The organism is Vibrio sp. 5S239, from assembly GCF_041439575.1.
GTDB classification, from domain to species: domain Bacteria; phylum Pseudomonadota; class Gammaproteobacteria; order Enterobacterales; family Vibrionaceae; genus Vibrio; species Vibrio kanaloae.
Genome location: NZ_JBGOOM010000021.1, coordinates 16,357 through 42,762, shown reverse-complemented (window position 1 = coordinate 42,762; position 26,406 = coordinate 16,357). Strand labels below are relative to the sequence as shown.

The following is a 26,406-nucleotide window of genomic DNA, read 5'->3' as shown; positions in this document are numbered from 1 at the left end:
TGATTTGTACACGAACCATTTTATTTGTTATTGGTTCGTTGACTCTATTGTTCACTCAAGTTGTTAAAAAATCACTCAATAATCTGTCAGCAATTGACACAAAATTCCTAAGGTTTATGTTGTTTTTTAATTTGTATAAATATCAATGTTTTATATTGTCTTTAGTTGGTGTTCGGTCGGTTTTTTTATGACTAATTATAGTCTTAGTAGGGTTTTTTACAGTATAGAATCTCTTGATTCTCACTAGGCAATTGCTTAGAGTGCTAATTGTTTTCCGGGTTTAAATAAACTACTTTTAATCTTAAATAGCCGTTTTTAAGCTTAAAAAAACTAAGAAAGGATTAGATTACATGGATCCCATACTGGAAGTTAAGGGACTGTACAAGGTGTTTGGTGAAGACACTGATCGTGCTTTTTCAATGATTGATGAAGGTGCGGATAAAGACAAAGTTTTCGAAGAGACAGGGCTAACGATCGGTGTTAACGATGTTTCTTTGAGTATTCAAGAAGGTGAAATTTTCGTCATAATGGGACTGTCAGGATCTGGCAAATCAACCCTAGTACGCCTTCTTAACCGCTTGATTGAACCTACCAAGGGCAATGTGCTTCTTCGAGGCAAAGATATTGCCCACATCTCAGAAGATAGACTCCGCGAAGTTCGCCGTAATAACATCTCTATGGTTTTCCAAAATTTCGCCTTGATGCCACATATGACGGTGATCGAGAACGCAGCTTTTGGCCTTGAGCTCGCAGGTGTTGAAGCCGATATACGCAAACAGTCTGCATTTACAGCACTAGAACGAGTAGGCCTTGGCCCATATTCAGAATCTTATCCGGATGAATTGTCTGGTGGGATGAAACAGCGCGTTGGTTTGGCTCGTGCTCTCGCCTGTGACCCTGACATTTTATTAATGGACGAAGCGTTTTCTGCACTCGACCCTTTGATTCGTACTGAAATGCAAGACGAGTTAATTCGACTGCAAAATGACGACAAGCGTACGATTGTTTTTATTTCTCATGATCTTGATGAGGCAATGAGAATCGGGGATCGAATTGCGATTATGCAAAATGGTGAGGTGGTTCAAGTTGGTACACCAGATGAGATCTTAAATAGCCCTGCTAATGACTATGTTGAAGCCTTTTTCCGAGGTGTTAATGTGGCGAGTGCATTGACCGTCAAAGATATTGCTCGCAAGAAACCTGCGGCGGTATTTAAGAAGTCAGAACATGACGGCCCAGCCTCCGCATTACAGATATTGATGGATAACGACCGTGAATACGGCATCGTTATTGAGAAGAGCAGTCACTACTCCGGCATTGTTTCTGTTGAATCTCTTCGTAAAGCGCACAAAGAAAATAAGTCATTAGTTAGTGCTCAATTAGATGATGGCTTAACTCTTAACCCGGATTTACCAATCAACGACGTACTTGGCCTTGTTGGCGGTGTTCCTTACTCCGTTCCTGTTGTCGACGATAACGGTACTTACTTTGGCGTGGTAACTAAATCACGACTGCTACAAACATTGGATAAGGGGTAGAGCATGTCGTCAGAACAAATAGATAATGACCCGTGGTCACAATCCACTAAATCAGAACCATCAGCTCAACCTGCAAGTGACCCATGGGGTCAAGCAAGTGATACATCACCATCGGCTGATTGGCTAAGCAGCGAAACAGTAGAGACTGCACCTTTTGATCCACTGAACCCATTCGTGGAAGCAGTGTTGCCAGTTGATAATTGGGTTGAATCTGGATTGAATTGGCTAGTTGAACATGGGCGACCGTTATTTCAGGCAGTACGTATACCTATCGATTTCATTTTAAGTTCATTTGAAACGGCACTTGTGTCTACACCTGCACCATTCATGCTGATCATTTTGTTTTTGGTTGCATGGCAGTTTTCAAACCTCAAGCTTGGTGTTGCGACTGCAGTATCCCTTACTTTTATTGGCTTGATTGGCGCTTGGTCTGAAGCGATGACCACTCTTTCACTGGTGATGACATCGGTATTCTTCTGTTTATTGATCGGCTTACCAATGGGTATATGGTTGGCCCGAAGTAATACTGCCGCTAAATTTGTGCGTCCAATTCTCGATGCGATGCAAACTACTCCGGCCTTTGTTTATTTGGTACCTATCGTAATGTTGTTTGGTATCGGTAACGTTCCGGGTGTGGTGGTTACTATCATATTTGCACTGCCACCAGTGGTACGTTTGACCATCTTGGGTATCCAACAAGTACCGGAAGAATTGATTGAAGCGGGACATTCATTCGGTGCCAATAAAAAGCAAATGCTTTATCGCATTCAACTGCCGCTTGCCTTACCAACCATAATGGCAGGTGTAAACCAAACACTTATGTTGTCTCTGTCTATGGTTGTTATAGCGTCAATGATCGCAGTAGGCGGCTTAGGCCAAATGGTACTGAGAGGTATCGGTCGTTTAGATATGGGGCTTGCTGCTGTCGGTGGCCTAGGCATTGTTATTCTTGCAATCCTACTTGATCGAATTACTCAAGTTTTAGGGGCTAATGCAGGTGATACAAAACTACGCTGGTACCGTATGGGACCTGTTTCCATTTTACTTAATGCTTTAAATCGCGGTAACCAATCAAAACTACAATCAAGGAAAAACACTAATGAATAATTCATGGAAGAGCAAATTCGCTGTTAGCATCGTTTCTACATTAGCCGTATCAACAAATGTGTGGGCAGCAAGCTTACCGGGTGAAGGTGTCTCCGTTCAACCTGTTCAATCGTCTGTAGCGGAAGAAACATTCCAAACTTTGATCGTTAATCGTGCTTTAGAAGAACTTGGCTATGACGTGAAATCGACGCAAGAAGTGGACTACAACGTAGGTTACACCTCGATCGCAAAAGGTGACGCCACATTCCTATCAGTAGGCTGGTTTCCACTTCATGATGATAAATACAAAATGGCAGGTGGCGATGATAAGTTTTATCGTGAAGGTCAATATGTAAGCGGTGCAGCTCAGGGCTACTTGATTGATAAGAAAACGGCAGAGAAGTATAACATTACGAATATTGGTCAACTAACCGATCCAAAAATTGCGAAACTGTTTGATGCAAATGGAGATGGTAAAGCTGATCTAACGGGCTGTAACCCAGGTTGGGGCTGTGAGACGGTTATTGAGCACCAACTTTCAGCATTTAAACTGGATGACACGGTTACTCATAATCAAGGTAACTACGCAGCCATCATTGCTGATACCATTTCGCGCTACCAAAAGGGAGAATCAATTCTATACTACACGTGGACACCGTATTGGGTGAGTGGTGTATTGGTTCCAAATGAAGATGTAGTTTGGCTAGAAGTTCCATTCTCTTCACTTCCTGGTGATCGTTCTGATGTTGATACTACGTTATCTAACGGTAAGAACTATGGCTTCCAAATGAACTCAATGCGTATTATCGCGAATAAAGAGTTTGCTAAAAATAATCCATCTGCGGCTAAGCTTTTCGAAATCATCAAACTTAACATCAATGATGTAAGTGCACAGAACATGATGATGAGCAAGGGTAAAAACAGCTCTGCTGATATCGAAGCGCACGTAAATGGTTGGATTAAAGCGAACCAAAATACATTCGATGCTTGGATTGAAGAAGCGAAGAAAGCAGCACTGTAGATTTATGTTTGTTCAAGAGCGGACTGACACTTTAATTGGAAATGACTAGTGTGTTTAGTGATTGTGTAGAATCACTGAGTCACACTTCAAATGAAGTGAAAGACGATAAGAGTGAGCATTACAAGCCAGTAGTCCAATTTGGATTGCTGGCTTTTTGTTTTCTGTTTTGATTCTTGAATTGTGATCTTCCAACTTTTAACTATAGCCCTAGCGTTCGTTTTGAACTTCGAAGTCGTCGCTTACTAAGCGAGCACAGTCATCTGCTTCAATTGCTCCAGTGCTCACGATGCACAACACCAAACACTTAGTTCAACTAACCGTAAGAATGTAACTGCCTTCTGGGTGCTCTTTCCATTTTACGTCTGTGTAATCAACGTCTTTGAAGCTTTGGTCGATGATGTTTTGCCAAAATGCTTGAATAGCTTCACGATCTTCAAAATCTTAGCTCTTTGCATTTAATTATTTGCGACTTATTATGCGTCTTCCGTTCGAGAAGTGCTGGCAATAAAGCAGATAAACTTGTCGATCAAAAATGGGTTGAATTGTCCCTGTAATCTCTCATCAAATAGAATACGAAGTGCTTTTTTTGCTGGCATTCCTGTTCGATAGGCCCTTGTTGAGGTCATTGCATCCCATGTGTCCGCTATTGCAAGAACTTGCCCAATCAGTGGAATTTCTGAGCCTTTCAGTCGTAATGGGTATCCATTTCCATCCCATCGTTCATGGTGCAACGAACCCAAAATCGAAGCGAATTCTAGCTCGGGAGCTTGCTTGCTCATCATGTAAGTCCCTTCAACATGCTTGTTCATCAGCTGGCGTTCTATCGGTGTTAACTTGCCATTTTTATGAAGCACCGCATCCGGTGTTCCCAGTTTTCCTAAATCGTGAACAAGAGCAGAATCGAAAATCAATTCCAACTGTTCACGACCAAACTTTAGGTACTGCCCAAATGAATATGACAGTAAACAAACTCGTAATGTGTGTTCATAGGTTTCCATTGAATGATGGCGCATAGGCTGTAATAACTTGAGAGCATCCAGTGAATGCTTGTGCTGCAGAGCCAATGTGTACACGTGGTCAATTTTGGTTTGGTTCATAACGTTTGCCGTATCAATGTAAGTGAGTCCGGCAGTATGGAGACGATGAATGGAGGAGTTAACTTAATGTGATTGAATGTTTATTAAACAATCTTTCTCAAATTTAATATCGAGGTTTAGAAAAATTTAGATGTTTGAAGGGGAATGAATTTTTAATTAATAGCTTTAATTTTCAATGGTTTAATTTTTAATAATGAATCATAGCTATTTAATGGAGTCGAAGTGAGACAAAGTCCACAATACAGCTCTACTTCATTAATCAGAGTGCTTTTAATGTATCTATTCAACAGTGATTTGTTGAAACGGAATTCGACACTAAATGTTTTTACTTCAGTCAGTTTAGCGGTATTGCTAGTAGGTTGTGGTGGTGAGTCAAACTCCGGCGGAGAGCAAGATATCGTTGTATCTCCAGTAGGATCAGCCTCTATTAGTGCGCAAGATATTCAAGATAACTCATTAGTAGATAAAAGCTTCACTATTGACCTTACAGAGCATGTTCACACATCGAATAACCAAGATTTTGTTGTCACAAATGTTCGCGCTTTGTCTGATGACACTTGCCAAGTTCAAGGTATTAGTGAAAGTAGCTTTAAGGTCTATTCGTCTGACGTTAACGACTGTTTGTTTGAGTATGAAGTAGCAACTGAAACCGGCACTTCAATGGCAACCTCGTATGCTCGTGTTGCGATGGGGCAGACCTACGCATCGAAAACACTTCCACGCATCACCACATCAACCATCGAATCACAGGTGGTTATTATTGATCTTGAAAATGAACTTGGTTCATCGTTACCCGGTGATGACTTTGTTTTGCAAGATAGTGTTGTTAGCCTTGGTTCAGGTACAGCCCGTGTCTCTGGCGAACATCGAATTGAATTTACGCCAACAGCCAAAGGTCAAACTGAGGTCTATTACAACTACTAAAACGGTGAGTCGATTCAACAAGGTTCGCTGTCAATTGCGACTTCAGAAGAGACCTATAATACAGCACCTGATGTAACAGATTTTGCTCACGATGCTCTCGCGCAAGTGGGTGAGAGTGTTGTCGTGGATGTGAAAGAGCATATATCAGACGTAGACCTAGATGACGTACAACTTGTTGGTGTACAGGACTTCAACTCGACAACATCACTTTACGATCCTGCCGATGTCACCAATACAAAGTTTGAATTTTCGTCTACCCAACCTGGTCCACACGATGTGGCATACACAGTAAGCGATCACATGGGGGGCTATACGACTGGCGTAGCGCGTATAGAAGTCGAACCGGATTTCTCTTTGATTCAGGATTGGGAAGATATTGTCACTCATGATCCTGTTATCAGCTCAGACATTCGTTTTTTCGCTCCAATGACCAAAGTGTATGCCGATTACATTAATGCTTCTTACACAGGCACATATATCGAAAACGGCACACAAGGTTTGGAAGACACAGAAGTCGTCACTCAAACACTTAGCCAAGCTCGGCAGTACTGTAAAGTTCGAGGTGGTCGTTTGCCTCTACAGCGAGAGCTTGAAACGCTCATTACTAACGAAACCAGTGCATTCACCAACCACAATTGGCCAACAAGTAAGAAGTATTGGACTGCGGAAAATGTCAGCGAAACAAACGCTGCCACTATTCATTTGAATGACGGGGCTATCGGCAATCAATCAAAGATCGTTGGTATGTACACAACGTGTGTTGATTTAAGTAATTCGAATGTTAGGGATTTTTCTGCCGATGTTTCAGTGAAAGAGCGAGTATCAAACCGATATGAATATGAAGTTCAAATTCGCGACCCTGATGGTAATGCAGCGCCTTTTGCGGACGTTGAATTGGAGTCTATGAATGAGCGTGGTGTCTTTTTAAATCGCGAGCCGGTTACTGTAGCGACTGTTAATGATGCTGGTTTGTTAGAGGAAGCATATTTTGATATTTCGTTTAGTGACGAAGTGGTTGCGACTAGAGTGAGCTCGCAAGATTACTTACTGCCTTTTGTTCCAGTGGATGATGCTTTGGCAATAGATGTGACAAACCCGTCCCTTTGGAGCAGTGATGAATATTGGAATCGAGAAATATATACCCCCGATGCTGATGGACTTATGTTGATGCCAAATGTCAGTAATAGCAAGCTGTTCCATATACATAAACTGCCTTTTTTAGGAGAAAATTTCACGATAAGGTTCCGTATTCAAAGCGATAGTAGTTCGTCAAAAGGTGAGTTTGCAGTTTTAATTCATCAGCTTGGAATTGATCAGTCTACATGGGAGCAAGATGGGATAATTAAAACTGGCAATACAAGGCCTTACCCTGAAAATGAGCCATCTGCATTTGGCTTGAATGTGAATTTATATGGCTCGATGCCCGTATCCTTATTTGAAGGGGGGGTGGTTTCGAGCTCGCAAAACATGAACTTGCGTGATTCAGATCGTTTCTATTGGTTCGATAAACGGGGACAACGAGTTTATGTTTACACGTCGCTTACAGACCAAAGGCCAGAGAAATCATCTGGCTATTTCGATATCACAAGTGATGTTGATCTTTCTGAACCATATTGGTTGTCGATCGGAGGTAAAAACGCCGATTCGTCTAAGAATTATCGAATAACTGAATTAGATATGGCTGCGTATTAGGAATGACTATGAAAGTATTAAATTTAGGTGTGATAGCCCTAGGTATTTCTGCGCTGACAGCTTGTGGTGGAGGTTCTGGTGATTCTGATGTGAGTTCTCAGACTGTTCAGCCATCCATGCCATCAGAGATATCCATTGAAGCTGTTGTGGTTCAGTCAAAAGCGCTTGTCGATGTTCAATCTCAAGTCATTGTCCAAGCTGATTCTGATGTTGATTTAAGTTTGACTTCAGTGAAAGAAGTCAACAATCAGCCAACTTGCAAGGTAACCTCATTAGAAGGTATGACGTTTTCGATCTTGTCGGAGCAAGTAGGTGAGTGCCAATTTGAATATACAGTCGAGTCCGTTGAACAAAGTCAGTACATTGCGCAAGCTTCATCTTTAGCAAGAGTGTCTGTTTCAGAAACAGCTGAAGACAATACATTGCCGAATTTGTCAGCAACGACCAACATTGAATCGCCAGTGACTATTGATTTGTCCGTAGAGCTAGAAAGTGATTTAGACACCTCGATATATGTGTTGTCGGAAGAGGTTACCTTATTAGGGGCAGGTTCTGTAGAGGTCGATTCGTTCAATAATTCGGTCACATATACTCCGACAAACATTGGCGTAACACGAATTATGTATTCAATGAGTGATGGAGTTTCAACTAAGCTTGGAAACATTGACGTAGCGGTTTCTGATACTGGAAATACGCCCCCGGTCGCAACTGACTATATTCGAGAAGGCAAACTTGCCAAAGATATGTCGGTTGAAATCGATTTAACTGACTATGTATCGGACGTTGAAGACAGCGTGATCTTAGATTCTGTACGTGCTTACAACGCAGAAACGGAAATCACCTCAACAACAGAGCATACTTTTACGTTTCAGTCACCAGAAGCGGGGCCACATGAAGTCGCTTATACGGTAACAGACGGACGCGGTGGCTATGCGGTTGGGCAAGTCTATATCGAAGTAGAGCCTGATTTTAGTCTGGTTCAAGATTGGGAGGATATTACGATCTACGATCCAACGATAGGTACTGATATTACTTTTACGTCGCCTGCAAGTAAGGTGTTAGCTGATTATACAAATACTGCTTACACAACTTACCAAGCGCAAGACGGTCTTACAGGTCCCAAGTACTCAGAAGTTGTCACAATGAATCTTGAACAAGCACAAAACTATTGTGCCTCTAGAAATGGGCGTTTGCCTATTACACGTGAGTGGGAGTTGTTACTGAATAGTTATGGAAACCTTTTTCATTCTCAAAATTGGCCAGCAGGGTCGGAGTATTGGAGTGCCGATATGTTATCAGCTAGCACTGGTAGAGGCTTTCACGCTACTACTGGTTCTATGAATGAATTGGAGAAAGAGTCTCAATCAGCTTTTGTAACGTGCGTGCTTTTAGATAGCGAGGTGATCAACGACTTCAATACAGAACTTACACTCAACGACATAATTGGTGCTAAATCTGACGTTGTAGGTGTGGTGGTCGATCCTGATGGCGATATTGCCCCTTATCAAGATGTTAAGATGATTTCCGAAAATCAATATGGCGTTTTCTCAAACGGAGCAAGTGAAATTGAGCTAATTGCTGATACTTCTGGTGAGGTACAAGATACATACGTCGACAATGCGTTGGTCAATGAAGTTATCTCCGCATATACCAGTTCACACTCGGTTGACAGTGTCGTTTACAAAAGCGCTGAGATAACCGGCATTCGTATAGCAGATAAAACGGTCTTGGAGTCTACAACCAAAATTCCTGGTCACATAGTAGAGCTAAATGTGGTGAGCGTTAATCTAGAGGGAGAAGAGTCTTTCGTTAACAATGATTTTGTTGAATATAGTTCAAGTGATAACAGTATCGCTGAAATAGTGCAAAATACTGTGCATATTTTAGCCGAGGGGGAAGTTACCATTACAGCTTCATTTAAAGGGTATACAGACAGTTATACTCAAATAAGTGTGATTCCTTTAACTGAAATCTCTGGTGGTTGGGTTATGCAAGTTGGCGAAAAGCAAGAGATTAATATTATATATTCCGTAGATAACGGTGTTACATGGAACGTTTTAGATGGCGGAGCTGCTTTTTTGACATCAAACTCATCTGTTATATCTATCGAATATCAAGGAGAACAAGCGGTTGCTACAGGGCAGAATCCCGGAACGTCAATTCTATCATCAGAGCTTGACCTAAATGGGTTTTTATATAGTGCCTTCGTTGAGGGAAGTGTTATTGCCGGTGATTGGTGCTATAAAACGGCAATCTCAAATAGATCAGGTAATACAGTTTGTATCGGGTACGAAGTCGAAGTTGTTAACAGCTCTATCGGTGAGTTAGTTTACACTTATGGGGCTCAATCCAAAAACCCCTATGTTGGGGAGAGTGATTCGAGTTTATTCTGTAATGCGTTCGGCGCAAAATTAGATAATAGTGTAGAAGATGATTACTATATTATTGACGGTACATTCGGTTCGATTGAGCAAGTAACCGCTTGGGTAACTTCATCAGGAATCTATGATAGTACTATGTATGATACTTATCTTACATTAAAACCTAATCAGACCAACGAGCATGGGGTACCTATTTGTGAATTATCTACGATTAATTAAAATAATTTAGTCTAATAGCACTTTGAATAATATCACAAAGTGCTATCAGTTAGTTGAAAGTAATTTCTATTCCATTTATAAATGCTTAAAAATTTTGTAGAGCACTTTAGTTGGCAAATTGTTTTAGTGCAAAAAATAATACTAAGTTAGTGAGCTTATGAACTAAATTAAAATATTTATGGAATATCGTAGTTTTTATCGTTCCGTTGTCTATCTATCAATAATAACTCCGGCTCTTTAGGTTGATAATAAGCAAGCCTAATAGTTGTTTTTAAATTTAAAAGCCACCGTTTATACGGTGGCTTTTTATTAATAGTGGTTACTAAAAATTAACCATATTTACTAATAAAAGAAATAATATGTTTATTGCTAAGTAATTCAATCTTGTCGATAGTTAGTACGCAATAGCGGTAGTTTTTGTTTTTGAAGGTGATGTTCGACTTTTCTTCTGTTGGTTCTGAAAACTTCCATATTTCAAATCCGATGTTCTTCATAAGTTCCAATGCACTTGGGTTCTTTATGATCATGGAATACTTTTTAATCTTAGTATTTCTTGCAAGAAGCTTCATATCGGAAATCAGGTTCGCAATAGATTGTTCACGCTTCTCAGAGTGACTGCTAACCACAATGTAGTTTAAGTTATGATTAGAATCTAAAGAGCAGGCTTGCTTAATATGTAGATGCTTATTTTGGTATTGCTCGAATACCTCTTCGTTGAAGAAAAAACCTAGGCTATGACTAACAATATCGCCATTAACATTGACCATTTTTCTGCCATGCGCCTTTTTTTCACTGCAATAGAGAAACAGATCGATAGTATCAAGTGCAGAAGGATCAACATTGGTATACTGTGAAATTAGCTTTATTCTATCTATTATTGTTTTGTCATTCTGATCTGTCATTAATGGCATGATCTGAAATTTGTTTCCTTTATCTATATCTCCGTTAGTGATAGAAGATATTCGGCTTTGAAATGAAAAGAATCTTTCATGAAGGAAGTCTTCAAGTAATGCTCTGTCTTCGCTATCTTCTGAATCAAAAGACTTCAACGTTGTATACAAATCCAGACCAAGGCAATCCAATAGCTTTAGGGCTCTGTAATTGCTTGGTTTTACTTTGCTATTCTCCCACCGGTTTATTGTTACAGCATCCACAGATCTGAATCCATCATCTAAATGGTTAATGTATGATGCAAAATCCTTCTGCGTTAAGTTTAATTTATTGCGCGATTCGCGCAGTAAATGTGGAAATTTAATTATGGTAGAATATTCATCTTTGAGTAATGACATAACATTTCGATTAGTTAGGTAGTTTATTTTATCAATGGTTAATATGCAGTAACTATAATGTTTATTTTTGAATTTAATATTAGAACTTTTGATAGAGGGTGTTGAAAATTTGAACACTTCAAATCCCAATTCTTTCAAGAATTTTATCATATTAGGATCTTTTACTAAAACAGAATATTTCTTTATGTTTTTACTCTGAGAAAGTAACTTCAACTCTGAAAATATATGTTCAATCACATGATGCTTTGTTTCTGAGTGCGAGCTTACATTAAAATAGTTTATACTTTTGTTTGAATTTAAAGAGCAGGCCATTTTTAGGTCTAATTCTTGATTTTTAAATCGCTCAAATTGATTTTCTTCAAAGAAAAAGCCTACGTTGTGACTCACAATGTCGCCATCTGTATTGATGAGCTTGTGACCATGTGCTTTTTTCTCACAGCAATAGAGATATAAATCAATTTGGTCCAGTGGCGAAATATCGACTTTCGTGAATTTAGAAAGTAGTTTGATTCTGTCGATAACGCCAGTGTCACACGGCTCTGACATTAAAGGCAGTGACTTAAAGTTGCGGTCGCCTTGTTGTTCATTCAGGCTTGATAGAGCTGAAATTCGACTTTGAAATGAGCCATGGAATTCGCTTAAAAACAGCTCGATCAATGTGTCTTTTGGGTCAGACTTAAAGCTTCTTATTAGACTATACAAATCTCCCCCAAGGTACTGCAAAATCTTGAGTGCTTTATAAACACTAGGCTTTACCTTACTGTTTTCCCAGCGGTTTATCGTTACGACATCAACCGCCTTGAACTCATCATCTAGGTGGTTTAAGTAGATCGCGAATTCCGTTTGTGTAAATTGAAATTCCTTTCTTAAGTTACGTAGCAACTGCGAGAATTCACTCATCTTAAAACACTAACCTCTTGATAATAAACTGAATGTAGTCGATTTTAATTTAAACATCAGATTCTCTATTTAACATCTTCAGTAATTTGTTTTTTACGGATGTTAATTGTTCGGATTGTTTGAACTGTATGTTGCGCATGTCCTTAAAAATTGTAATGCCAAATTAGTGGCGTCAAATCTATGGCATCTTGTCTAGAGACTTGTCAATCTACTGTGAAGTACGCGTTAATGTTCAGATACAGCCTTGCCTTTTTCTTATCCATTTTATTGTTTCCATTCGGTTCTTATGCGGGCACTACCGGCCTAGTAATGGATCTCTCTGTTAACAGTTCGTCTTACGACAACGATCAACAGGTGCTCTATACGCTTATTTTAACGAATGAGTCGGACAAAACCATTGTTGACTTGGACGTTAAAGATGAGCTGTTAAATATCTTAACGACAAATGATCAAGGAAATAATGTCAGCGCATTCTCGCAAGTCTCGACTCAGGCGCAATCCTCCTTACTTTCATCTCCAGGTGATTACAGTCGCTTTGGAAACTTAGATGCATCAGGTGTGCGTATTGCGGCTGGTGGGTCAGTGACCTATAACATGGTCGCCACCGTTTCTGCTGACGCAGCTGGTACGATTGATAATGTCGCAAGTGCGAGCACTGGGCTTTTGGATGCTGTTGAATCAAATACAGAATCCATTCAGCGTGGTGTGTACCAACATGATGTTGTTGTTTCGGTCGATAAGACGAACTATCAACTTAATAACAAACTCACCTATAAGATTAAGGTTTCTAACACTGGTGATACGTTTATTCAGACGCTCGACGTTCAAGATGTCCTTTCAGACATAAAGGCACTCAATATTGAAGGGGCTTTGCAACAAGCCTTTACTGGCAACGTTAACTCAGTCAGCAAGATTGAAGGCAGCAAGAGCGATCCAGGTACCTTCGCCGAATCAGGGGACTTAGCAGCAAGTGATGCGTCGATTGATATAGGTGGGTCTGTGACCTACGAAATTCAAGCAACTGTTGCCGACAATTTAGTTGGCGACATTGTTAATGACGACATAACTGCAGAAACACGCGATGACTTGGTCACAGTTGATGAGGTTATCACTCCACCCACTGAGCCTAGTATCACCCTGACACATACCTTGAACCAATCGGATAACTACCTAGTCGACGATGAGTTTTCCTATACGGTCACGGTTGCCAATCAAGCAAACTCCGGTATTGCTTACCATTATTCGGTTCAGCAGTTTCTTGCGGATCTTGAAACCGATCTAGGTAACGATGTCAGCAACGAAAAGAACGCAACTGACACAGTTGGTAATCCTTACGATTTTTGGACCAATGAAGTGACCTCGATCGGTTCTAATAGCCTTTCTGAACTCAATGCATCTGGAAAAGAGTCCAACAAGTCACTAGAAGACAAAGTGTCTATCTATCCCGGTGAGCAGATTGTTTATTCTGTTGTGGTGGACGTTAGCCCTGTGTCTATTGGTCAAATTCCCCAAGTTGTTGCCCGAGTGGTTGATGCTGATGGCCTCGCTAATTCTGGCGATGCTTTGGCTAATATTCTCGATTCGAAAGACGTTCTGACGACGTCATCAAGTCAAATTACACGTAATAAGAACACCAAAGATACTACTTATGTTCCGGGGATAGCCGGTGATAACGAAGTGGTCTATGACATTGTTATTTCTAACAAGGACACAGAGTTTTTCGCCAACGATATCGAAGTTGTCGATAAATTTGCTTGTATCGTGACAGAGCAAGCGGATGGCTCTAACGCTTCAGCATTTTCCGAGTGGAAGCTAGAAGTCGCCGATAGAAGTGGCGATGGATCGAACTATGGTTCATTTAATTACAATACTTGGACTACAAACGACATCAATTTGAAAGTCGACCTCGCACCTGAGGGCTACGTTCATTATAAGCTGACCGCAAAAGTGGCAGACACCAGTGTGGGGCAGATTGTTGATGATGGTACCGATGCGGGTTTGTGCTTAGGGGATAATTTAGGCGAATCGGGCTCTGGCGTTCAAATGCCAAACTCGAAATTAAAAGTCCAAAAGGAAGTGGATTCACGTTACTACTCAGCTGGCGGCACCCTGAACTACGACATCACGGTAGAGAATAACGGTGACGGCTACGCGATTGATGTACCGGTTTATGATGATTTAGTCTCGGTCATGACTCAGTCTATTAACGATACACCGGCGAAAGCGTATTTGAGCTGGGTTATTACTGCGAAATCCTATGCCTCTGACGGCTCAATTTCGACAAACAGTGATCCCGGTTTTACTGGTCAAATTGAAGGTAACCAAAGCAATAAACTTATCTTGGACGAGAAGGCTAAGTTGGCCCCACACGATAGGATCGTTTATAGCATTGCAGCGGTCGTAAACCCCATTGCCGATGATGAAATTCGTAATGAAGTGACGGTAGACAGCGTGCTTTATTCCGACAGAGGCTCATACCCACGAGATTACTACTTAGTATTGGATAAGCGTGTTGATGGTCATAACGAACAAAACGCGTATACCGACGCCACCAATACTGTCACTTATACTATCAGCATTACCAACCCAGAAGGGAACGGTTTCGCCTCTAACATCAATGTCAAAGATGAAATCAGCACCATAGAAGCTGAGTTACTTCACGAGCCGGGTGAAACCAAGCCCGTGTTCTCTTCGTGGACGATCAGTGCAGAAAAAGATGCAGACTCTCCGTGGGTGAAAGCCGTGACTGACCCTGGATCGTTCTCGGATAATAATGATCTGGATGCCACCGCTCAGATCCCGCCAGGTGCGACGATTATTTATACCATTGTTGGGACACTCGATCGCACTGTAGACAGTGAGATTCTTTGGGGAGCATTCACTAATACAGCAACAGTGACGGGACCAGATACTAACTTATCGGATACGGTACGTACCTATCCTAGCGAACCGAATCTTGTTGTAGCTAAGACCGCTCGAAACTCCGACTTTGTTGTAGGTGAGCACGCTACGTTTGATATTTATATCTATAACCGAGGCATCGGCTACGCAAATGACGCAACGGTACAAGATAGCATTTCAGCACTTAATTTCTTTGATAGCTGGACAATTGTAGGTTCGACCAACACCGATAAACCGGGTTCTCGTTACGGTGACATTGCTAACGATACTGATATCGATACCGACGTTGATATTACTCCCGGAGGGTGGGTTCACTATGAGGTGAGCGGCATTGTTAAGTCTGGCTATGAAGAAGAACAAGTATCGAACCGTGTTGATGTTTACGATCCTATTACAGACCGTGACCACAGCTCTTCCGCTCAAATAGATAACTCACACAGTACCTATGACATCAATGTTTCACTAGCCAAAACTACCGATGTTGTTCGTTACACGCCGGGTGCAGATATCATCTATACCATCGTTATTGGCAATAATAGCGACACTGATGAGACCGATCTTATCTTTATGGATCGTCTGAGTGAGATCACCACTACGCTAGCGAATGATAAAGATGGTGAAGTAGAAGATGTTCTTAATCAAAACCCGTTTGACTATTGGTCTGTTGATACTGGCTCTGATTTCGGCCCTCAAACGACTGAAGATGTGGAGTTCCCAGTTTCAATTCCCGCGAAAAGCTTTGTCACGGTGCGTATTAAGGCGCATGTCAAAGACAATGCGGTATCTAACGGTGTCGCTGACAGAGACGGCGGCATAATCCGCAACGAAGCAGTGCTGATTCATGACGATAATACCGGTTGTACTGACGATTGTGAGTATGCCAAACGTGCCGTGGCTGAAAACCATCAGGTACATAACAGTGGCGGCGTTGTTCGTACAACCAATATTAATCGTTACTCCCCTGGCGATGAGTTGACGTATACCATCAAGTACAACTCTCAAGACGGGCACGGTTATCGAAACAACGTTGACGTTAACGAACTGATTAATGACATATCAGTGGAGCTACAAGATGGCAATTCAGGTAACCCATTTTTCGATGATTCGGTAGGTTCAAACAAGTTTACGGTGGCGGTTGCTAAGAGCGACCCTACGAACGCGGGTACAACCGATGGTACCAAAGACGGTGATGTTGCGAACGACACTGACATTGTAACTTCTATTGATATCGATGCTGGCGAAGACGTGACTTACACAGTAACCGGTACAGTAAGACCGGATGCGGTCGGTGATATTCATTATCGAGATACCGTCGTGATTCCCGATGACTACCATTTAGATTTTGATAAAACGACCGATGAAGTAGTGTACGAGCCAGCTCAAACCGTGACCTATCACTTAGTGATTGAGAATGACGGCAAAGGTAACGCTCACGATATTCCAATCATCGATAACCTCGAAGATATTACGGTCAGCTTAGTGGACGGTAATACAGGGCCAGCGTATTCAGATTGGACGATCACATCGATCGCAACCGGAACCAATTCTGAGTATGTGGATGCGGGCGCAGGTGCTGGCAATGTTTACACATCAACCAACAGTAACCTAAATGTTAAAGCCGATATTCCGATGGGCGCTAAGCTTGAGTACCAAGTTGTCGCAACCATCAATGACAAAGCCAATGGCGATGTTGTTAACGTTCTAACCGTTGATGGCGACACGATATCTCATGATATTCGTCAAGAAGCTCGTAAAGTTGATTTTGAAAAGAACATTCTGGCGTATTACGACACGGATGGTAATGAGTTGGTTGGCGCAACCAATTACATGCCAGGTGGCTACGTCGAATATGAAGTCTTAATTGAGAACATTGCTAGCGCCCACGTTGATGATATGAGCTTGCGTGATGACATCGACCAAATTAACACTCAATACTTTGATGGAACGCGTGGCCCTGCATTTGATAGTTGGACGATTGAAACGTATTCAGATAGCTCAGGGATTTCTAACCCAGATGTTGATAATTCGATTCATGATAATAAGCCGATTGATACTCACTTCGATATCTCGGCAGACAACTTTGGCCGAGTTGCATCGTCAGCGTTTGTCCGCTATGTCATAAAAGCCAAGATCAGTCCGAAAGCGGTTGGTTCTTTTACCAACAAAGCTTTCATCGACGAAGACCATGGCAATGAGTTGATCGCGGTATCGCCACCATCAACGATGGCGGCTCCTGAAGTCACGTTCTCTAAAAAAGCGTTTTATGATGCAGGCTTCTCTTCGCAAAAAACTGAATATTCTCAAGCTTCTGGTGAGAGTGAGGTTTATTACCGCGTGGAGATTAAGAATGCGGGTGATGGTATTGAATATGGTTCTCGCCTAGAAGATGCGATTTCGGAAATTCAAACTCGTATTGCAGAAGACAGGACCACTTCAGGTGGTGATCCTGTAGGACAACCGTTCTTGTCTGGCTGGGAAGTTCGCCTAGATAAAACGGCGGCGACAGGCTCTATTACCGACGCGATTGACTTTGTTTCGGGCAATAACATCGATATTGATAACGACATTGTTATCGCGCCTCAAGAAAGCCTAACGTTCACTATTCATGCTCAAATTCGTGAAGATGCATTGGGTAACATTCAAAATAAAGCGACTTACGACGGCAATGCTCGAACAGCGAATTTAATGCCGCTTGAAAATAATACCAGTGTTGAAAAACGTGTGGTGTCGATCAATGGCAACCCGTTCAATGATGGTGATACCTATCTTCCGGGTGACGAAGTTGAGTATGAATTTGTAGTCACAAACCCTGAAAACGGTTGGGCGAATGATATTCAGATCAAAGACACAATCACAGACATTCAAGTCGAAGTGATTGGCGGTAAAACGGAATCCGCTTTTGTTTCTGGCGATATTACCCATGAAGTCAGCAATGGTATTGATGCCAACGCTGATACTTATGTACCAAGCTACAACACCAGCGGCAACCTTGATATTGAAACCGATATTGCCGCGGGAGAAGTGCTGACCTTTAACTTAACAGGTGTCGTTCGTGACGAGGCTTTGGGCACGATTGATGCGAACCAAGTGATCGCAGGAAGTGATTCTGCAACATCGCAAGTGATACCACCTAAAGATGCTGAGATCGATTACTTCAAAACCTTGGTTTACACCGATGGCGAATCGGCGGGCTGTTCAGTTCCTTCAAACGATGGCAGTAGCTGTACTTATGCACCTCGTGGTGATGTTGAGTATCAAGTTACGTTAGACAACATAGGCGATAGCATCGCAAATGACGTGAGCGTTATCGATGCGATTCACACCATCAAAACCGAAGATGGCGATGATGCGTTCTCTAGCTGGACAACGGCTATTGCGGTTGAACCTGCAGGCACTTACGACGTGCAAGGTAACTACAACGGCAGCGTGCCATTGAACGCAACCGTCGATCTTCGTCCTGGTGAGCGTATTGTGTTTGACGTGAAAGGCACCGTGTCGACTTCAGCGACAGGCACTATTACCAACACGGCGCAAGTGAACGGTGATAACACCAACGACATCGTACTTGATCCGGGTCGCTCGAATATCCTAATTGATAAATGGACGGATACGCCTGAGTACGTGCCGGGTGGAACAGTGAACTACTACATCGACATCACCAATGACGATGTGGATTCTGGCTTGTTCTCGATTCGTGACATCATCAGTGGCTTTGAAGTCGAAACCGTCGATGGCTCAATGAAAACGGCATTGACAGAATGGACGGTTGATTACGATGTGCTTTATAACTCGGCGCCGTCAGATTTCAACGCGAATGACTTCTCAGAGATTGATAATCTAGTTGGTCAAAACAGTCCAGACATCGATTTACCTGCCGAATCCATCAAGATGGCAGGGCGTGACGATGCCGGTACGGGGGGCGGTGATAAGTACACAGTTATTCGTATTCACGTTCAAGGCAAGGTGCGTGATGACGCGATTGGGCGCTTTACCAATACGGCTTATCTGCGACATGGTTGGGACGATTCGAAGATTGCTCGCTTACGAGAAGGCTTTATCACTCCGAAGTCAGGTCAATTGGTGCTAACCAAAGAAACGACGCCAATTGCAGAACCTGATGCCAAATACCAACCGGGTCAACCAATCTCATACAAGATCACTGTGGCTAACACGGGTGAAGGTTACCTTGTCGATCAAGTCCTAACCGATCGTATCGACACCATCATGACAGAGGTGGCTAACAGCCCAGATCAAGAACAAGCGTTGACAGGCAATTGGGTCATTAGTGACGAACAGCTTGATGGCAGTGGCGATCCAGCCCTGAACGCTCGCAAAGATGTGGTTAATAACACGCAGGGTTATAGTGCTACTTACAGCATTCACCCGGGTGACAGTTATTCATTTGTCGTGACCAACACTGTTAATGATAAAGCCAAAGGCGAGATCACTAACGTCGTTGAAGTTGATAGCGACGACGGTGAGCACTCTGCCGACGCAACCTACATTCCAGAAGACGCGCAAGTCGAGATCATTAAAGATGTTGATAAAACAGAGTACCTTCCGGGAGAGGCGCTTCAGTACACGGTAACCGTTAAGAATAACGGTTTAGGTTGGGCAGAAGACGTTGTTATTCAAGATGCATTGAAATCGGTTGAAACCACGATTGCAGGCGGTACGACTGAGCAAGCTTTTGACCCTGCTTCAATCCAAATATCTGCGGTATCGACAACGGGTGAAACCCCAGTACCGGATGCAACCCGTGGTGAAGACCTTAATGAGACGCTCGATATTGCGCCTCAAGACAGCATTGTTTTCACTATTCAAGTGACGACTAATCCGTTGACTACAGGCGATATTACTAACATCGCATCAGCGACATTTGACGGCACAACATTTGATGACAGTGCTACCAGTACACCAGTGTTGGCGACGGTTTCGGTAAAGAAGACGGTTGATACGCCATCGTATGAAGTGACCAAGCTGATTAACTACGACATCACCGTAACTAACAGCTCTGATGCGTTTGCATCTGGTGTTCAACTTCAAGACATCATCAGTGACATTCAAGTCGACACGACCGCGGATAAACAAGAGTCGGCATTCCTGCTTTGGGAAGTGAGCTTTGACGTCTCGGATGATCGCTCCGTTGTCACTCCAAAGACGTTCGACTTGAGTGAAGACATCAATGTGAGTATGGATGTTGCGCCACAGAGCACAGTGACTTTCCATGTTAAGGCGTTGATTCGTACTACGGCGATTGGTGACATCAGCAATACGGCAACCATCACTTATAACGGCACACCACAAGACTCAACGGTAGTCATGACGCCGAAAGATTCTGAGTTTGTTGCGACGAAAACCAACGTGCAAACCGAATATGAGCCGGGTGGTGAGCTTGAGTTCCTGATCACCATTGAAAACACCTCGAACAACTACATCAGTGACTTAAGTGTTGTTGATGATATGGAGTCGATTGAGGTCGCATACTACAACGGATCGACGGGGCCTGCTTTTGTGGCTGGTTCCACTTCTTTGGTGGTCGATTCAACCACAATAGGCACCACTACCGAGCAAGTTAGTCCGACAGAGTACAACGTAGATATCGCGCCGCACGGCACAGTTGTGTTCCGCTCAAAAGGCACCGTAGTCGATACCGCGACCGGACACATCATTAATACTGCGCAAGTAGACGGTGGCGATGTTATCAGCCCTCCAGTTCACACCGTCGCGGCTGTGGTTCAAGCTGAGCTCTTCACCGACGCCCCTTATTACGTTCCAGGTGAGCAAGTTGAGTATCACTTAGTGGTGCAAAACATAGGCCGAGGTATAGCCAAAGATGTAGCGCTTTACACCCAGTTCTCTGAATCCATGGGTGATCATATTGATGGTGATTTTAGTAATGCGTTTGATAAATGGACACTAACGGCAACATCAGAAGGGGCTGAAACGCAGCCGGGCACCTTTGATAATGACAAAGATCTGTTCACCTTGGTCGACATCGCGCCGGGCGGCAAGATTGATTACACGTTCACATTGACGGTCAATGAAGACATGCTGACTAACATCGATGTGCTTGGTTACTACCTCGACTTAACTGGTAGCCCAGCGATGCGCGCTCGATCTAAAGGCATGTTGGCATCAGAAACCTCGATGCAGGCAGTGGCAGACCAAGTATCCGCTTTGGATTTACCGCCAGTAGGTGCTGATCTGGTTGTTGAAAAACGTTCTGATAAACCTGAATACACCGAAGACGACAACAGTGTCACTTATTACTTAGCCGTGACCAACAACGGTCAAGGTAACGCGGCTAATGTTCGTCTAACCGATGAGATCAGTGAACTACAAAACAGCACAGGTAATAAAGTCTTTACCGATTGGACAATTGAAGGTGTCGAAGTCGATGATTCGGGCGTGGTAATTCAGCGTCATACTTTCCCGTCGAGCACAGACTTAGACACCACAGTTAACCTGAAATCCAACAAACGAAATGCTTACGCGTTTGAGGTGGTGGGCACGCTAGGTAAGGGCTTGGATGACGACATTACCAATACCTTTACGGCGACCGAATCTGACGGTACTGAAACCAGCGACAGCGTAACTACTCACATCAAGAAGATTCCAGATAACTCTGGGGAGCTGGAGCTAACCAAGTCTGCGTTGCAAGATACCGCACAAGTGGGTGATGCGGTTGAGTACGAGATCATCGTTGAGAACAACAATGAATCTTACTTTAAGAACGTGACTGTGGAAGACCGTTACCCAGGTGGTCTGAAATACATCGTGGACACATCAGAAATTGTGCTGAGCGGCATTGATGGTGAGTTTGGTACTGAAGACGATCAGGTTATCTCTCAAGAACCATCAGACACGGGTAAGTTAATGTTCACATCGTTGAACTTTGATCCGGGTGAGAAGCTGTGTATTCGTTACTTATTGCGTGTATCAGTAGGTGCCACCTTTGGCGATTACATCAATACAGCAGTAGCGAAGGTTGATGGCACGGCTGTTTCTAATGAAGACACCGCCAAAGTGACCATAGAGCCGGACAAGGTATTTGATACCTCATCGATCATCGGCAAAGTCTTCGAAGATCACAACAAAGATGGATTCCAAGCCGATGCAACGGCTTTTGATGTTGAGTTAACCGCGAACCTAGCAACGCAAGGCTACATCGCTGATTCGACGCACATCATCCGTGATGGTCAGGATGTCGCAATTCAAGATGGTGCGATAACCACTGCACTTGAGCAAGGCTTGGCTCTTGGTGACCTTTGGGGTCATTCCGTAAACCGAACACTGCCAGAAACCAGCAAAGTGGTGGTTCAATTTAAAACTCGCACGCAGCAAAGCTTTGATTTCTACGTCACGACCGATGCTGGCTCTCGTATCGAGTTCGACGCACAGGGTCAGATTCAGTTTAAACATGAATCGGACAAGAAAAAGGGACTGAGCGCGGAAAATCTTAACGTAACCAGAAACCTATATCGCGATGGCGAGGATTACTTGTGGGAAATCGTTATCGAGAACAAAGGTATTTACGAAGATGGTATTCCGGGCGTTAAGTTGATGACGGTTGAGGGAATCGTTATTTACACAGACCAGTACGGTCGTTACCACGTGCCCGACCAATGGGTACTCAATAAGAAAGGTAAGAACTTCCTAGTGAAGTTGGACACTGATTCGCTCTCCACCTCCATGGAAGTGGTAAGCGAAAACCCGAAAGTGTTGCGAATTACCCCGAACAAGCTCACCAAGTTCAACTTTAGCGTTCATCGCAAAGACCAACAAAGTGAACAGAAGTAAGCCATTGGAACCGTATCTGGAAATTGTATGAAAGTATTTAGTAAGTCTCGTTTAGCGACGTGTGTGTTAACGGCCATTCCTGTGATGGCGGTAGCGAAAGACACAGGTAAGCTTGAAAAACTCGGTTCTGAGACGACTGGCATTGAAATCATTAAGCCGAACCAAGACCAAGACAGTTCGCGTATTTACCTAGAACAAGGTGCGATTTGGGCAAGCCGCGACATCACTCGCTTTGACCCAGTATTAGATGTCAGTGTCAGCGATGAATTAGAAGTCGAACAAGGCACACTGCGTGACAGCGTCGGTTTCACCATTACCACCAACTACGGTTACTACATCAAAAAATACCAGTTGGAAGTGTACCGAGTGGGTGACTTTGGCTTGTCTGAGCCAATCGCTGTACTTGATGGCGACAAACTGGCGAACGACTCTGACATCAATTGGGATGGTCAAACCGATGTTGACTACCAATTTGAGGTCGGCGAGCAGTTGATGTTCCGTCTAAAAGCGTGGGACAAAGATGGCAACATGGACGTGACCACGGTTGGTGTGACGGATTTGGTGAAGCCTGATTCTGAAGTCGATATCGACCGAAACGATAACGACGATGAGGAGAGCAAAGATAAAAGCTACGGCCAAGCTAAGTTGATGCGTCACAACATCCCGACCAATGCGGGCTTAGCGAAATTCATCGGTACTGGCTTAAAGGGCGTTGATAAAGTCATCATCGGTGAAGATGAATTTGATGTCGAAGATGGCAACTTATACGCCGAGCAATACCTACCAACAGACTCCTACATTTTCCCAACCAAGGTTGTGTTTGATAACGGTGATGAACGTCGTTACAAGCTGTACGTTCGTATTCCAGATACTTACTACGCACAAACCGGCTTGGCTGATCTTTATGTTGGTAAGAACAATGTGTCTGGTAATAGCGATGCATTAAGTGTCGATGACCAGTACCAAGATGACATCTATAACCAAGGTCGTTTAGCGTACTTTGGTCAGGGTAAATTTGGCGACAAACTTCGTGTAACGACTCACTTTGATACGCGAGAAAGTGAAATCAAAGACATGTTCAAACATCCGTTCGCTTCGGACGATTCGGATGTGTTCGATATCCTCGAAGACGACGATGAGCTGTATTACGGCAACTATGGCGATAGCTCAAACATCGAAAAAGTGGTCAATACCAAGGGCAAGGTTTACCTCAATGTGGAATACGATAAGTCTCAATACTTGTGGGGTAACTACAACACGGGTTTAACAGGCACCGAGAACAACGATTACAACCGTAGCCTCTATGGCTTCAAAGCGGATTATCGTACTCGCGATACGACACAATACGGTGAAGATCGTCTGAACGTGGTCGGTTTTACCGCAGAAGCAGATTCGTTGTATGCACACGATGAGTTCTTGGGCACAGGCGGTTCTCTGTACTTCCTTCGTCATGGTGAAGCGGTACCAGGAAGCGACAAGGTTTATGTAAAAGTAAAAGATGAATCTGGCCTAGTGCAGAATGAAATCCCACTTGAGCCGGGCGTCGACTATGACTTTGACCCGTACCAAGGTCGAATCATTCTGACTAAGCCGCTCGACAACATCCTATCCGATAGCTTTGGTAGCGTGATTGAAAACGGAGACGACTACGAAAACTTTCTGGTTGTCGACTATGAGTACGTCCCACAAGGTTCAGACTCATTGGACGCGATGTCTTACGGTGGTCGTGCCAAAGGTTGGATCAACGACTACATTGGCGTAGGCGTGACGTACGCGACCCAAGAGAAAGACAATCAAGATTACGAGTCTTATGGCACGGACTTAACGCTACGTGCCACTGAAGGGACCTACATTAAGGCTGAGTTTGCGCATAGTGAAGGTAGGCAAACCGAGTCGAATTTCGTCTCTACCGATGGTGGTTTAACCTTTACGCCAATCAGCGACACGTTGGAAGACCGCGAGGGTGATAGTGTCCAAATCACCGCAGTGACCAGCCTTTATGACCTTGCGCCAACCATCTTTGGTGCCGTTGGTAATGACCTGAAACTTTGGTACCGAGACAAAGACGCAGGATACAGCTACGCGAGCAGCAGCGATGATTTAGAGCAAGAGGCATACGGTGCTGAACTTCGTTTACAAGCCACTGATCGCTTGGCGGTTCTGTCTCGCTTCTCGACCAATGAAGAGCGCGATGTCGATGGTAATCTAGAAACAGATACTGAAACCATTGAGATTGAGACTCAAGTTAAAATCACCGAGCACATTAAGGTTTCGGCGGCAGGGCAACAAACTGAAGAGCTTAACCAAAACGACGAGCACAGCGATGCGACCTTAGCGGGTGTGCGTTTGGAATACATGTGGGACAGCGAGAACAGCGTTTATGTCAAAGGGCAAAAGACCGTCGATCAGTCGGATGACTATGACGAAAACGACAGCGCATCGATTGGTGCTGAATTCCAAGTGTTGGAAGACTTGTCTCTTGGCGGCGAATACACCGATGGCGACCGAGGCCAAGTCGCTGAAGCCACCGTGACTTACGATGTATCCGATGACCACTCAACCTACGTAACTTATGTAGATGATAACTACGAAGGCCAAAACAACGTGATTGTTGGTCAGCGTGCAGACCTCACCAGCAGTGTCGATTTTTACCAAGAGAACCAGTTTGTTGATGAAAATGATGGCCACGGCCGTATCGACTCGTACGGCTTTGGCTACGATGTGACGGAAGATGTCGAGATGGGGATTGGTTATCAGCTTGGTGAAATTGAAGATGACCAGAACATCACCACGGAGCGTGAGTCCATAAGCTTCAATGCTTCAATTGACCTACATGACATCACCCTAAGCCACAAATTTGAATATCGAGTGGATAAGAGTGAAGACGACCCAGACATTGCTCAGCGAGAACTTCAACAAATCGTGACGACCAACCGTTACACGCACCACTTAACGGAAGAGTACACGCTATTTGGCAAGTACAACTACTCCATTACCGAAAGCGAGACTACGGGCGAAACCATGGCGCAATTTACTGAAGCCACCGGTGGCTTAGCTTATCGCCCGATCTACAACGACCGACTCAATTTACTGAGTCGCTACACGTATATTGCAGATTTCGATCAACTGGATCGCGATGTGGATTATCAAGACGAAACCAGTCAGATCATTGAAGTTGAAGCGATCTATTCGATCGACCAACACTGGGACGTCGGTACTAAGTACGCGCATAAAGACAAACAGCAAGCTTTTGAACGAGCATCTGGTTCGAATGAGCTGGTTAAAAGCGATATCGACTTATATGGACTTAGCGCTTCTTACCGCGTGATGAAAGAGTGGGATGTGACGGGTGAATACCACTGGAAAACAGACACTCTCAACGATGAGCTAGAACACGGTGCGTTAGTTTCGGTGAACAAGCACATTGGCGAGAACTTTAAAATGGGGATTGGTTATAACTTCTCTGCGTTTGATAGTGACTTAACCAATGATGACGATTACGACGCATCCGGTGTGTTCATTAACTTAGTCGGTAAGATTTAAGCTAGCCCAAAA

The 26,406-nt window shown here is 43.4% G+C and carries 10 protein-coding genes and 1 pseudogene; 8 read left to right on the top strand and 3 right to left on the bottom strand.

What is annotated here, in order from left to right; genetic code table 11:
* The first annotated feature begins 350 nt into the window (after nt 1-350).
* From proV to proX, 3 genes are read left to right on the top strand one after another with little or no spacing between them, the layout of a single operon-like run.
* Nucleotides 351-1,538 (top strand): glycine betaine/L-proline ABC transporter ATP-binding protein ProV, encoded by a 1,188-nt coding sequence (proV, locus tag ACED48_RS15360; protein ID WP_017057122.1) that lies wholly within the window; start codon nt 351-353, stop codon nt 1,536-1,538.
* 3 nt (nt 1,539-1,541) lie between these two features.
* Nucleotides 1,542-2,645, top strand: coding sequence for a glycine betaine/L-proline ABC transporter permease ProW (gene proW / locus ACED48_RS15355; protein ID WP_017057123.1), 1,104 nt, complete (start codon nt 1,542-1,544; stop codon nt 2,643-2,645).
* Nucleotides 2,638-3,645: a glycine betaine/L-proline ABC transporter substrate-binding protein ProX gene (gene proX / locus ACED48_RS15350; protein ID WP_017057124.1), complete on the top strand. Its 1,008-nt coding sequence runs from the start codon at nt 2,638-2,640 to the stop codon at nt 3,643-3,645. The genes proW and proX overlap by 8 nt, the downstream gene beginning before the upstream one ends.
* 207 nt (nt 3,646-3,852) lie before the next feature.
* Here proX and ACED48_RS15345 read toward each other — a convergent pair.
* Nucleotides 3,853-4,083 (bottom strand): annotated as a pseudogene (locus tag ACED48_RS15345) (isochorismatase); the annotation flags it as partial.
* 35 nt (nt 4,084-4,118) lie between these two features.
* On the bottom strand, nt 4,119-4,742 hold the full coding sequence (locus ACED48_RS15340) for an HD-GYP domain-containing protein (protein ID WP_017057125.1): 624 nt from the start codon (nt 4,740-4,742) through the stop codon (nt 4,119-4,121).
* Nucleotides 4,743-4,964: 222 nt separating this feature from the next.
* On the opposite strand from ACED48_RS15340, the gene ACED48_RS15335 reads away from it, so the two are divergent.
* The 3 genes from ACED48_RS15335 to ACED48_RS15325 all read left to right on the top strand — a co-directional run bounded on the left by ACED48_RS15335 (nt 4,965) and on the right by ACED48_RS15325 (nt 9,958).
* Nucleotides 4,965-5,666 carry a hypothetical protein gene (locus ACED48_RS15335; RefSeq protein WP_139151182.1) on the top strand — a complete coding sequence of 234 codons (702 nt, stop codon included), beginning with the start codon at nt 4,965-4,967 and terminating at the stop codon, nt 5,664-5,666.
* Between the two features lie 123 nt (nt 5,667-5,789).
* Entirely contained in the window at nt 5,790-7,358 is a 1,569-nt protein-coding gene (locus ACED48_RS15330) for a hypothetical protein (RefSeq protein ID WP_017057127.1), read from the top strand.
* 8 nt (nt 7,359-7,366) lie between these two features.
* Nucleotides 7,367-9,958, top strand: coding sequence for an Ig-like domain-containing protein (locus tag ACED48_RS15325; protein ID WP_017057128.1), 2,592 nt, complete (start codon nt 7,367-7,369; stop codon nt 9,956-9,958).
* Between the two features lie 329 nt (nt 9,959-10,287).
* Here the strand turns inward: ACED48_RS15325 and ACED48_RS15320 are convergent, their stop codons facing one another.
* Entirely contained in the window at nt 10,288-12,147 is a 1,860-nt protein-coding gene (locus tag ACED48_RS15320; RefSeq protein WP_017057129.1) for a helix-turn-helix transcriptional regulator, read from the bottom strand.
* 309 nt (nt 12,148-12,456) lie between these two features.
* Between ACED48_RS15320 and ACED48_RS15315 the strand changes: the two genes are divergently transcribed.
* Together ACED48_RS15315 and ACED48_RS15310 are read left to right on the top strand one after the other, a co-directional pair.
* Complete coding sequence (locus ACED48_RS15315) at nt 12,457-22,851, top strand: DUF11 domain-containing protein (protein WP_029627088.1); 10,395 nt, start codon at nt 12,457-12,459, stop codon at nt 22,849-22,851.
* 27 nt (nt 22,852-22,878) lie between these two features.
* Nucleotides 22,879-26,394 carry a hypothetical protein gene (locus tag ACED48_RS15310; protein WP_017057131.1) on the top strand — a complete coding sequence of 1,172 codons (3,516 nt, stop codon included), beginning with the start codon at nt 22,879-22,881 and terminating at the stop codon, nt 26,392-26,394.
* Nucleotides 26,395-26,406: the final 12 nt, after the last annotated feature.